This window comes from Streptomyces sp. CBMA156 (genome assembly GCF_014596515.1).
Lineage (GTDB): Bacteria > Actinomycetota > Actinomycetes > Streptomycetales > Streptomycetaceae > Kitasatospora.
Genome location: NZ_MSJQ01000047.1, coordinates 25,103 through 36,445 on the forward strand (window position 1 = coordinate 25,103; position 11,343 = coordinate 36,445).

The window sequence follows — 11,343 nt, forward strand, 5'->3', positions numbered from 1 at the left end:
ACCACCGTGAGGATCCACAAGGCCGGCCGCACCAAGCGCCTCGCCCTCGGCAGTACCGTCGCGCTGACCGTGGCCGGGATGAACGCACCGGCCGTCCTCGGCTTCGCCTCCGAGCAGTACCACAGCTACGTGATCAACCGCCCCGACTACAAGGCGCGGTACGGCCACTGGCAGACCCTGTCGCTGCCCGCCGAGTTCCGGGTCAACGCCGTGCACGCGACGCTGCTGCGCACCGGCAAGGTCCTGATCGTGGCCGGCTCCGGCAACGACGAGAAGCAGTTCGACACGGGCACCTTCAAGAGCCTGCTCTGGGATCCGGCCGAGAACACCTACAAGCCGGTCCCCACCCCGGCCGACATGTTCTGTGGCGGCCACACCTCGCTGCCGGACGGCCGGGTCCTGGTGGCCGGCGGCACCCAGCGCTACGAGAAGCTGGCCGGCGCCGTGAAGAGGGCCGCCGGCGTGATGCGGGTGCGCAACGAGAGCCCCGAGCGCGACCGGACCTTCCCGAAGGGCACCGTCTTCGTCTCCCCGAACGGCCACGAGTACGCCAGCACCGCCGAGGTGACCGTCCCGGCCGCGACCAAGGCCGGCTCCGGCAAGCAGACCGTGGTCACCGCCGGCGAGCAGCACGTGTACGTGGAGGCGGTCGCCGCGGGCCCGGACTACGTCGCCGACTCCCCCGCCCAGTACCGGATCAAGGGCCTGAGCGGCACCGACGCCCACAACCTGTACGGGCAGAACACGAAGCTGACCCTGGACAAGCAGGAGTACCAGGGCATCCGCTCCGCCTTCGAGTTCAACCCGGACACCGAGCTGTACGAGCCGGTCACCGACATGGCCCACGCCCGCTGGTACCCGACGCTGACCGGGCTGGGCGACGGCCGGGTGGTCACCGTCTCCGGGCTGGACGACACCGGGGAGATCCTCAGCGGCAACGAAAACGAGATCTACGACCCGAAGTCCAAGTCCTGGTCCAAGGGCCCCGACCACTACTTCCCGACCTACCCGGCGATCTTCCTGACCGCCTCGGGCAAGCTCTTCTACTCCGGCTCCAACGGCGGCTACGGCCCCGGCGACAAGGGCCGCGAGCCCGGCGTGTGGGACGTGTCGACCGGGGCCTTCCAGCCCGTCCCCGGCCTGCGCGACCCCGGCCTCACCGAGACCTCCTCCTCGGTGCTGCTGCCGCCCGCGCAGGCGCAGAAGGTGATGGTGCTCGGCGGCGGTGGCGTCGGCGAGTCGCCGCTGTCCACCGCCCGCACCGACATCGCGGACCTCTCCGCCGCCGCGCCCGCCTTCACCCCGGGCCCGGACCTGCCGGCCGGCGGCACCCGCTACCTCAACAGCGTGATCCTCCCCGACGACACCGTCTTCACCACCGGCGGCTCCAGCGGCTACCGCGGCCGGGGCGACAGCGACCTGCTCAAGGCGCAGGTCTACCACCCGGATTCCAACAGCTTCAGCACCGCCGCCGAGCCGGCCGTCGGCCGCAACTACCACTCCGAGGCGCTGCTGCTGCCGGACGGCCGGGTCGCCGTGCTGGGCTCCAACCCGCTCTTCGCGGACAAGGCCGAGACCCAGCCGGGCGGCTTCGAGCAGCGCATCGAGATCTACACCCCGCCGTACCTGTACCACGGCGACCGCCCGCAGGCCGGTGCCGTTCCGCGGACGGCCGGGCTCGGCGGCACCGTCGCGGTCGGTACGTCCAGGCCGGAGGCGGTCGCCACCGCCAAGCTGATCCGGCCGAGTTCGGTCACCCACGTCACGGACGTGGAGCAGCGCTCGGTGGCCCTGGAGATCACCGGACGGACGGCGGACGGCGTCTCGCTCGCCCTGCCCGGCAACCCCAGTCTGCTGCCGCCGGGCTGGTACATGCTGTTCCTGACGGACGCCGCCGGCACCCCGTCGGTCGCCCGCTGGATCCAGGTCACCGCCTGACGCCCCGGAACGACGCGAGCGGCCCGGCCGGCCCGGGTGACGCAGCCGGCCCGGGCGACGCGATCGGCCCGGGCCGGCGCGGGCCATGCCTCAGCGCGCCGCCTGCGCCAGCCCGAGCGCGTACGGCAGCCAGAACTCGCCCGCCCTGGGCTCGCCCCGGCCGCAGTCGCCGTCCGACTCCCCCGGGTTCTTGATCCACAGGTAGGCGTCCACCCCGGGCCGCCCGGTCTCGGTGGTCGGCCGGTCGCCGAGCGCGCGCCCCTGCGGGTTGCACCAGGAGTCCCCGCCCATCGCGCCGTTGCCGCTGCGGCTGGTGTCGACGACGAAGTGCTTCCCGCCCAGGGCCGCGGAGAGCCTGGCGCCGTACGCCGCGTTCCGCTCGGTGTCGTAGAAGTTGGCGACGTTCACGGCGAAGCCGTCCGCCGCGGCGATGCCCGACTTGCGCAGGGCGGCGGCCAGTTCCTCCGGGTCCTGCGCCCAGCCGGGGTTGCCCGCGTCCAGGTAGACCCGGGCGTTCGGGTTCTTCTTCAGCTCCTGGACGGCGAAGGCCAGTAGGCCGTACCGCTCGGCGGCCAGGTCGCCCTTGATCCCGCAGGTGTCCAGGGTGTGCGCGACGGCGTCCGGCTCCAGCACCACCCAGGCCTTGCGGTCGCCGAGGGCCTGCGCGACACCGGTGATCCAGGACCGGTAGGCGGCCGCGTCGGAGGCCCCGCCGGCCGAGTACTGGCCGCAGTCGCGGTGCGGGATGTCGTACGCGACGAAGACGGCCGTCCGGCCCGACTCGGCGGCCCGACGGCTCACCTGCTCGGCGATCTCCTTGGCGCCCTGCTCGCCGAGCCACTGCGAGGAGGGCTGGGAGGCGATCCGCTGCAGCGTGTCGGCCTCCACCGTCCGGCCCTGGCCGCGCAGCGCGGCGGTCTGGCGGGCGGCGTTGGTCTGGTCGGAGACGTAGAAGGTCTGCCCGGGGAGCTGGGCGGTCCCCCCTGCCTGGCCCGTCCCCGCGGAGGCGCCCGCACTCGCGGTGGCACCCGTCCCCGCGGTGGCGCCCGGTTTGCCGCCGCCCGAACCGCTACAGCCGGACACGGCCGCCAGCACTCCGGCCAGCAGCGCCCCCACGGCCCACCGCAACGTCCCTGTCCGCCCCAGCCCGTGCACGTACCGCCCCTCCCCGGCACCGGTCCGGCGACCGGTCGGCACCAGCTAAGCACACCCGGCACCGGCCGGCGGCCACCGGTGGTGAACGGCAAGTGGCCGTGGACGAACGGGACATCGAACCCGCCCGGCCCACGGCCACCGGCACTCGACAGCTCCCGGGAACACCCGAGCCGGGGCTCAGGCACCCCGCGACCCGGGGCTCAGCCCTTCAGGTTCGGCACCTGCCAGTCGATCGCCTCGGCTCCGAAGGAGTCCAGCGCGGTGTTGATCTGCGAGAACGGGCGACTGCCGAAGAACAGCTTGGCCGAGAGCGGCGACGGGTGCGCGCCCTGCACCACCACGTGCCTGGTGGTGTCGATCAGCGGCAGCTTCTTCTTCGCGTAGTTGCCCCACAGCACGAAGACCACCGGCTCCTCGCGCTCGCTCACCGCCTTGATCACCGCGTCGGTGAACTTCTCCCAGCCCTTCGCCTTGTGCGAGTTGGCCTCGTGCGCGCGTACCGTGAGCACCGCGTTGAGCAGCAGCACGCCTTGCTCGGCCCAGTGCATCAGGTAGCCGTTGTCCGGCGCCGGGATGCCCAGGTCGGCGTCCAGCTCCTTGAAGATGTTGCGCAGCGAAGGCGGCGTCTTGGTGCCCGGAAGCACCGAGAAGCTCATGCCGTGGGCCTGGCCGTTGTCGTGGTACGGGTCCTGGCCGAGCACGAGCACCCGGACCTTGTCGTACGGAGTGGCGTCCAGCGCGGCGAACTCCTGGCCGCTCGGCGGGAACACCTCGTGCTCCGCGCGCTGGGCCGCCACGAAGGCCGCCAGCTCCGCGAAGTACGGCTTCTCCGTCTCGGCGCCCAGCACCCCGCGCCAGGACTCGGGCAGTTCCAGCCCGCCGTCCGCGCCGGCCTCGACCACGCCCGCCTCGACAGTGTCCGTCACGACATCTACCTCCCACACCGCGGCTGCTGCGCCGCACGCCCTCTTTCACCCCGAACGCTACACAGCCCCACCGACAACTCGCTCCCCCGGAGCGGGCTCCGGGCCGCGGGGCAGGCAGCACCGCCCCCGCGGCCCGGGCCGCCGCGATCTGACGGACGGTCAGCCGGAACTCGCGCGGACACGCGACGGCCCCGCCCCGGCGACCGGCCGGAACGGGGCCTCGCGGCGGAACCGCGCAGGTCAGATCAGCTCGACCAGGTCCGCGATCGACTGGACCACCCGGGTCGGCCGGTACGGGAAGCGCTCCACGTCGGAGGCGGAGGTCAGGCCGGTGAGCACCAGGATGGTCTCCATGCCGGCCTCCATGCCCGCGACGATGTCGGTGTCCATCCGGTCGCCGATCATCACCGCCGTCTCGGAGTGGGCGCCGGCGGTGTTCAGCGCCTCGCGCATCATCAGCGGGTTGGGCTTGCCGACGAAGTACGGGTCGACGCCGGTCGCCTTGGTGATCAGGGCCGCGACCGAGCCGGTGGCCGGCAGCACGCCCTCGGTGGAGGGGCCGGTCTCGTCCGGGTTGGTGCAGATGAACCGGGCGCCCTGGTTGATCAGGCGGATCGCCTTGGTGAGCGCCTCGAAGGAGTAGGTGCGGGTCTCGCCGAGGACCACGTAGTCGGGGTTGTTGTCGGTCAGCACGTACCCGGCCTGGTACAGGGCCGTGGTGAGCCCCGCCTCGCCGATCACGTACGCCGTCCCGTTCGGCCGCTGGCTCTTGAGGAACTTGGCCGTTGCCAGGGCGGAGGTCCAGATGCACTCCTCGGGCACCTCCAGGCCCATCCCGGCCAGGCGGGCGCTGAGGTCACGCGGGGTGTAGATGGAGTTGTTGGTGAGGACCAGGAAGGGCTTGCCGGACTCCCGCAGCCTGCGCAGGAACTCCTCCGCCCCGGGGATCGGCGTGCCCTCGTGGATGAGGACCCCGTCCATGTCGGTCAGCCAGGACTCGATGGGCTTACGGTCTGCCACGTGCGTGTCTCCCGAAGTGTTGCAACGTCTTGCATAGTACGAAGGCCCTGACGCGGCACAGCCTAATCCGCGCACCTGGCCGATGGCAGCACGTCCCGCCCACCGGGACGCGGCCGCCGGCCCGCGGCCGTCCCGTCGAAACCGGGAGCAACCGGGCGCCGCGTGGTTGAGTGGGCGCATGAACCCGCAGACGACCTCCCGCCCGTTCCGCGTCGGCCTGATCGGCTACGGCCTGGCCGGCTCCGCGTTCCACGCGCCACTGATCGCCACCACGCCGGGGCTGCGGCTGGACGCCGTGGTCACCGCCAACCCCGAGCGGCGGGCCCGGCTGGCGAGCGAGCACCCCGGCGCCCGCGCCGTGGACACCCCCGAGCAGCTGCTCGCCGACCCGGACGCGCTCGACCTGGTCGTCATCGCCTCGCCCAACCGCACTCACGCCCCGCTCGCCCACGCCGCCCTGCGGGCCGGCCTGGCCACCGTCGTGGACAAGCCGCTGGCCGGCACCGCCGCCGAGGCGCTGGAGCTGTGCCGGCTCGCCGAGGAGCAGGGCGTCCTGCTCTCGGTCTTCCACAACCGTCGCTGGGACGGCGACTTCCTCACCGCGAGCCGTCTGGTGCGCGGCGGCGCGCTCGGCCGGGTGCACCGCTTCGAGTCCCGCTTCGAGCGCTTCCGCCCCAAGCCGAAGCCGGGCTGGCGGGAGCTGGCCGACCCGGCCGAGGTCGGCGGCACGCTGTACGACCTGGGCAGCCACCTGGTCGACCAGGCGCTCTCCCTGTTCGGGCCGGTCGAGACGGTGTACGCGGAGATCGACGTGCGGCGCGACGGCGCGGTGGTGGACGACGACGCCTTCCTCGCCCTCACCCACGCCTCCGGCACCCGCTCGCACCTGTGGACGAGCGCCATCACCCCGCTGATCGGCCCGCGGCTGCGGGTGCTCGGCGACACGGCCGGCTACGTCAAGTCCGGCATGGACCCGCAGGAGGCCGACCTGCGGGCGGGCCTGCGCCCGGACGGCACCCGCCCCTGGGGCGCCGACCAGCCCTCGCACTACGGCACCCTCGGCACCGACGAGTCCGCGATCCGGCTGCCCACGGACCGGGGCGACTACCCCCTCTTCTACGCGGGCATCGCCGCCTCCCTGACCTCCCCCGGCACCCCGCCTCCGGTCGACCCGCGCGACGCGGTGGCCGCCCTCGCGGTGCTGGAGGCCGCCCGCGCCTCCGCCGCGACCGGGACGGCGGTCCGCCTGGGCTGACGGGCAGCTCGCCCGGCCTGCCGCCACACCCCTGCCGCCACACCCCTGGAGGCATGCCCTGGAGCCCCGCCCCGCGCCGCTCCTAGGATGATCGGTTGAGCAGTCAGCGGGGGCGGCAGGCCGGCGTAGAGGAGCGCCTCCGGCGCGAGCGGGAGTGGTCCGCCGAGCAGAAGAAGCGCCGGGACCACCGCCCTCACGACCCGCCGGCCCGCCGACCCTCAGAACCTGCCGACCTGCCGACCCTCACAGCCCGATGACCTCCACCGCCGAGCCCAGCCCGCGGAAGTCCGACACGTTGCGGGTGTACAGCGGCAGCCCGTGGGCGGAGGCGACCGCCGCGATCATCAGGTCGATCCGGCGCGGGCGCGGCTGCCGCCCGGCGGCGATGGTCAGGGTGACCAGCGTCCCGTAGCGGGCGGCGGCCGCCGCGTCGAAGGGCAGCGGGTCGAAGTCCGCCATCGCCGCGCCCAGCACCTCCAGCCGGGCCGCCCGGCCGGCCGGGTCGCGGGCCATCGACACGCCCTGCTGCAGCTCGGCGAAGGTGATCGCGGTCAGCTCGGGCACGGCCGGCAGGTCGGCGGGGTTGAGCAGCGCCAGATCGATGTACACGCAGGTGTCCAGCACCCCGGCCGGCCGCCGCCGGGGCGCTCTGCGGCGCTCAGCCACGCCGCCGCTCGAACGGGTCGCCGTCCTCGTCCCCCACCAGTTCCTCGGGCCCGAAGTACTCCTCGGCCTCCTTGCGCATCTGCTGGTAGTCCACCCGCGGCAGCTTCACGTGCCGCGCCACCAGCTCCTCCGCGGTGAGCCGCCGGCGCCCGGACACCGGCCGCAGCTCCGCGACCTCGACCCCGTTCCTGGTGATGTGGAAGGTCTCCCCCGCCTCCACCGCGTCCATCACCGCGGCGGAGTTGTTCCGGAACTCCCGCTGGGTAATCGTCTTCACCCCTCCACGGTAGCCCCGCGTAGCCCCCCTGGCTACACCTCGCACGATCCCCCTGCGATCCCGCCGAACCCCACCCCTCACCGGGCCGCGACCGGTGCGTTCGTATGCAAAGGGAACCTCCGGGAGGCCCGGCCCCGCGAAGCGGGAGGGGGAGACGCGGCGTGGGTCTGCGCGGGGAACGTTCCGTAGGGGGTTTCCCCGATGGAGGCGGGAACCCGGGGGCTCGTAGGATCGTCCTGCTGGTACGTCAGGAAGCCGAGGGACGCCGGGAGGGGGCAGCCGCCGTGGCCGTGGTCGCGATGCTGCTGGGCCTGCTCCGGGTGTTGACCGGGGAGCTGGTGGCCGACAGCGGGGCGCTGGCGTCGGTGGCGGCCGTTGCGGCCGTGGTGCTGGTGGCCGGGGCGGTCGCCGGGGCGCTGGCCGGGGCTCGGCTGCTGGGGGCGCGGGCTCCCGCGGCGGTGCGCAGCGGGGTGCTGCGGCGTCGGGCGTTCGGTACGGCGTTCCTTCCGCAGCGTGATCCGGACGCCCGGGGCAGGCGACGCCCCAGGGCACCGGGAGCGGCCCCGGCGGCCGCGTGAAACCCCTGGTCCTTCTGGTGCCGTAGGAAGATTCCTCGCAGGCCGTCCTCCGCCGATCGCTCATGTCCTGAGACCCCGGAGGGCTCGCTTCACCATGTCCGTACTCGCTGTTCTCGACCCGGCCGTCGCCGTCGCGCACGCCGCCGTCGCCGCCGTCGCCCACCTGGTGCCGACCGCGCTGGCCATCGTCCTGTTCACCGTCGCCGTCCGGCTGGCGCTGCATCCGCTGGCGCGGGCGGCGGCGCGCGGGGAGAAGGCCAGGGCGCGGCTGGCGCCGAAGGTCGCCGCGTTGCAGAAGAAGTACCGGGACCGGCCGGAGCGGCTGCGCGAGGCGCTGGCCGAGATGTACCGGAAGGAGCAGGCGTCGCCGTTCGCGGGGTGCCTGCCGATGCTGGTGCAGGTCCCGTTCTTCTCGGTGATGTACCGGCTGTTCACCACCCCGAACGACCTGCTGGACCGCACCCTGTTCGGCGTGCCGCTGGGCCTGCACGTCACGGGTGCGCACGGCGCCGGCCAGTGGGTGGTGTTCGGGGCGCTGTTCGCCGGGCTGGCGGCGGTGGGGTACGTCAACTTCCGCCGGGCCCGGCGCGCGGCCGCGACCTCGGCGGCCGCGGCTGCGACTGCGGCGCAGCCCGCCCCGCAGCCGGGGGCGGGGCTGCTGCCGTACCTGTCGTTCGGCTCGGTGCTGTTCGCGGCGCTGGTGCCGGTGGCCGCCGTGCTCTACCTGCTGACGACCGGCGTCTGGTCGGCCGCCGAGCGGGCCTGGCTGTACCGGGACGGGACGCCGGTGCCGGCCGCCGCGCTGATGACCTGATGTCCCGCTGAGCCGCTGAGCTGAAGCGGACGGAAGGACGGCCGTCCGTCAGAAGTGGCGCAGCAGCTCGGGAAAGGCTCCGATCCGCAGCGTCGCCTCGTCCGGGCCGAGTTCCTCGTGCTCCAGCACCCAGGTGTGCTCGTGCGGGATGAAGACGGTGTGCAGGCCGGCCCGGCGGGCGGGGGCGATGTCGGACTTGGGCGAGTTGCCGATCATCCAGGTGCGCCCCGGGTCGAGGTCGAGGTCGGCGGTCAGCTTCCGGTAGGTGTCGACCGACTTCTCGACGACGATGTGGACGCCCCGGAAGTGGTGGTCGATGGCGGACTCGGTCACCTTGCGCTGCTGCTCGCCCTGGTCGCCCTTGGTGAGCAGCAGCAGGTGGTGGCGGTCGGCGAGGGCGGCCAGGGTGTCGGCGACGCCGGGGATCAGCTCGACGGTCCGACTGGTCAGCGGGGTGAGCAGGTCGTCGATGCGGGCCTGCTCGTCCGCCGTCGGCGTACGGCCGTTGAGCCGTTGCAGGCAGTCGGCGAGGCTCTGCCGGAAGACGGCGGCGCCGTAGCCGAGAGCGGCGGAGTTGACGGCCTCGATCTCGTTCAGCAGGGCCCTGGTGCGCTCCTGCTCGGCCGGGGCGGCGACCCAGTCCAGGAAGCCGTCGATGACCCGCTCGAAGAGGACGTTGTTCTCCCAGAGCGTGTCGTCGGCGTCGAAGATCAGGATCTGGTCGGTGTGCATCCGGTGGTCTCCAGGGTGAGGTCGGTCAGGCGGGCGGCAGCAGGCGGGCGGCGCGGTCGAGCGTCTGCCGGAGGTTCTCCTCGGTGGTCCGCCGGCCGGCCTCCTCGATGGTGAGCCACTCCAGCGGGGACGCCGGGTTCTCCGGCCTGGCCTGCTCCGGGGTGCCGGTGGCGAGCAGGAAGCGCAGGTCGGCGTGCTCGTGCGCGGGTTCGGCGGGCGAGGCGGGGACGGGCACCACGGCGAGGTGGACGAGGGCGGGGCCGGGCCAGGGGGTGAGGTCGGTCAGCCCGGTCTCCTCCAGGCCCTCGCGCAGGGCGATGTCCAGCGGCCGGGTCTCCCCCGGGTCGCCGTGGCCGCCGACGTGCAGCCAGGCCTGCTGGCGGACGTGCCAGCGCAGCAGGACGCGGCGGGTCGGCGGGTGGACGATCAGCGCGGAGGCGGTGAAGTGGAGCGGGAAGGTGCCCCTGTTCCAGGCGTCGGCGACGCCGAGGAGGCGGCGGGCCCGCTCGTGGTCGGCGGTCTCCACCGGACCCTGCGGGTGGTGGTCGTCCAGCAGTCGGGCCAGGTCGGGGCTCGGGGACGGGCCGCCCGTGGTCACCATCGGTCTGCACTCCTCGTTCCGCTCCGGGACGGGTGCCGACCGCGCGGACCGTGGGCCGTGGAGCGCGTCGGCCGGCGTGCGGGGCGGGCGTCCGGCCCGGGGCTTCGGGTTCCGGCGAACCCGCGCAGCCTAGCCCGGGGGCGCTCGGGCGTCCCACCGGTTTTCACCGGCGGGAGCACCGGTCCACAGACCTTCCGGCGGGCGCCCCGACGGACGTTCCACCGGAGGACACCTCCCGTACCGTCGGCGGCGTACCGGCTGGTCCGGGCGTTTCCCCGGAGGCCGTAGCCTGTGGTGATCGTTTCGGGACAGGTGGAGGGATGTCGTCATGGTGGCTGCTCCGGCACTCGCCGAGCTGCGCGAGGTGTGCCAGCCGCAGGCCAAGATTCAGAGCCGCAACGGCGAGCACTGGGCGGGACGGCTGTACATGCGGCGGATCTCGCTGCGCACCACCCGGCAGCTGGTGCGCACGTCGGTGTCGCCGAACACCCTCACCTGGGTGATGGTGGTGTGCGGGGTCGGCGGCGGCGCGGCCCTGCTGATCCCGGGCCTGACCGGTGCGGTGCTGGCCGCCGTGCTGTTCCAGCTGTTCCTGCTGTTCGACTGTGTGGACGGCGAAGTGGCGCGCTGGAAGCGCCAGTTCAGCATGGCCGGGGTGTACGTGGACCGGCTCGGCGCCTACCTGGCGGACGCCGCGCTGATGATCGGTGCGGGCGTACGGGCGGCCCGCGGCGGGTCGGAGCTGTGGGTGTCGGTGGGGCTGGCGGCCGCGCTGGGCGTGGTGCTGCTGAAGGCCTCGACGGACCTGGTGGACGTGGCCCGCGCCCGCAGCGGGCAGCTGCCGGCGACCGAGGAGTCGACGCAGCCGCGCTCCCAGGGCATCGCGACGGCCCGCAAGGTCGCCTCGCTGTTCAAGATCCACCGGGTGACGAACGGCATCGAGGCCTCGCTGGTGCTGCTGGCGGCGGCCGTGGTGGACGCGGGGCTCGGCCACCTGGACGCGACCCGGTGGGTGCTCGCGGGCATCACGGTGATCACCTGGGGCATGGTGGTCGCGCACCTGGCGTCGATCCTGTCCTCCTCCCGGCTGCGCTGAGCGACTGCGCCGAGCGGCCACCCTGCGCGACTGCGATGAGGCCAAAGCGCTGAGACCGACCGCCCCGGGACCGACCACCCCGGGCACGGCCGCGCCGAGCGGCCTGCGCCCCGCCGGGCCGAGGCGCCCCTCCCCCGCCCGGGGGAGGCCGCGCCGCCGGGCCCGCCGCTCCTCCGGCGCCAGGCCGGCCAGACGCTCCGCGAGGGTCTCCGTGCCCGCCGTCCCCGTCTGCTCCCCGGCCGCGGCGCGGCGGGCGGGGGTGCGGACGAGGGCCCGCAGCAGTGG

At 73.9% G+C, this 11,343-nt stretch carries 12 protein-coding genes; 5 read left to right on the forward strand and 7 right to left on the reverse strand.

Translation table 11 applies throughout. From position 1 onward, the window contains the following. Window positions 1-6 precede the first annotated feature (6 nt). Window positions 7-1,938 carry a galactose oxidase-like domain-containing protein gene (locus BU198_RS03495; RefSeq protein ID WP_411293134.1) on the forward strand — a complete coding sequence of 644 codons (1,932 nt, stop codon included), beginning with the start codon at window positions 7-9 and terminating at the stop codon, window positions 1,936-1,938. Between the two features lie 90 nt (window positions 1,939-2,028). Here the strand turns inward: BU198_RS03495 and BU198_RS03500 are convergent, their stop codons facing one another. From BU198_RS03500 to BU198_RS03510, 3 genes are all read right to left on the reverse strand, one after another. After that, window positions 2,029-3,066 (reverse strand): glycoside hydrolase family 6 protein, encoded by a 1,038-nt coding sequence (locus tag BU198_RS03500; RefSeq protein WP_223243877.1) that lies wholly within the window; start codon window positions 3,064-3,066, stop codon window positions 2,029-2,031. A 227-nt stretch (window positions 3,067-3,293) separates the two neighbouring features. Then, window positions 3,294-4,019, reverse strand: a complete 726-nt coding sequence (locus BU198_RS03505) for a uracil-DNA glycosylase (RefSeq protein ID WP_317619943.1) — start codon at window positions 4,017-4,019, stop codon at window positions 3,294-3,296. Between the two features lie 240 nt (window positions 4,020-4,259). Continuing rightward, window positions 4,260-5,039 (reverse strand): HAD-IIA family hydrolase, encoded by a 780-nt coding sequence (locus BU198_RS03510; RefSeq protein ID WP_188295330.1) that lies wholly within the window; start codon window positions 5,037-5,039, stop codon window positions 4,260-4,262. Between the two features lie 178 nt (window positions 5,040-5,217). Between BU198_RS03510 and BU198_RS03515 the strand changes: the two genes are divergently transcribed. Then, window positions 5,218-6,294 (forward strand): Gfo/Idh/MocA family oxidoreductase, encoded by a 1,077-nt coding sequence (locus BU198_RS03515; protein WP_188295331.1) that lies wholly within the window; start codon window positions 5,218-5,220, stop codon window positions 6,292-6,294. Between the two features lie 243 nt (window positions 6,295-6,537). Here BU198_RS03515 and BU198_RS03520 read toward each other — a convergent pair whose 3' ends face one another. Then, window positions 6,538-6,960: a type II toxin-antitoxin system VapC family toxin gene (locus BU198_RS03520; RefSeq protein WP_317619944.1), complete on the reverse strand. Its 423-nt coding sequence runs from the start codon at window positions 6,958-6,960 to the stop codon at window positions 6,538-6,540. Further along, the gene (locus BU198_RS43685; RefSeq protein ID WP_188295332.1) at window positions 6,953-7,237 is read right to left on the reverse strand and encodes a type II toxin-antitoxin system Phd/YefM family antitoxin; all 285 of its coding nucleotides are present in this window, start codon (window positions 7,235-7,237) and stop codon (window positions 6,953-6,955) included. The genes BU198_RS03520 and BU198_RS43685 overlap by 8 nt, the downstream gene beginning before the upstream one ends. A 284-nt stretch (window positions 7,238-7,521) precedes the next feature. Here BU198_RS43685 and BU198_RS03530 point away from each other — a divergent pair, with 284 nt between their 5' ends. Together BU198_RS03530 and BU198_RS03535 are read left to right on the forward strand one after the other, a co-directional pair. Further along, a complete protein-coding gene (locus tag BU198_RS03530) occupies window positions 7,522-7,815 on the forward strand; it encodes a DUF6412 domain-containing protein (RefSeq protein WP_317619945.1) in 294 nt (97 codons plus the stop codon). Window positions 7,816-7,909: 94 nt separating this feature from the next. Further along, window positions 7,910-8,629, forward strand: a complete 720-nt coding sequence (locus BU198_RS03535) for a YidC/Oxa1 family membrane protein insertase (protein WP_188295333.1) — start codon at window positions 7,910-7,912, stop codon at window positions 8,627-8,629. 48 nt (window positions 8,630-8,677) lie between these two features. Here the strand turns inward: BU198_RS03535 and BU198_RS03540 are convergent, their stop codons facing one another. Both BU198_RS03540 and BU198_RS03545 read right to left on the reverse strand, forming a co-directional pair. Further along, window positions 8,678-9,361 carry an HAD family hydrolase gene (locus BU198_RS03540; protein WP_188295334.1) on the reverse strand — a complete coding sequence of 228 codons (684 nt, stop codon included), beginning with the start codon at window positions 9,359-9,361 and terminating at the stop codon, window positions 8,678-8,680. A gap of 25 nt (window positions 9,362-9,386) precedes the next feature. Next, window positions 9,387-9,962, reverse strand: a complete 576-nt coding sequence (locus BU198_RS03545; RefSeq protein WP_188295335.1) for an NUDIX hydrolase — start codon at window positions 9,960-9,962, stop codon at window positions 9,387-9,389. A gap of 328 nt (window positions 9,963-10,290) precedes the next feature. On the opposite strand from BU198_RS03545, the gene BU198_RS03550 reads away from it, so the two are divergent. Then, window positions 10,291-11,058 (forward strand): CDP-alcohol phosphatidyltransferase family protein, encoded by a 768-nt coding sequence (locus BU198_RS03550; RefSeq protein WP_188295336.1) that lies wholly within the window; start codon window positions 10,291-10,293, stop codon window positions 11,056-11,058. The last annotated feature ends 285 nt before the right edge of the window (window positions 11,059-11,343 follow it).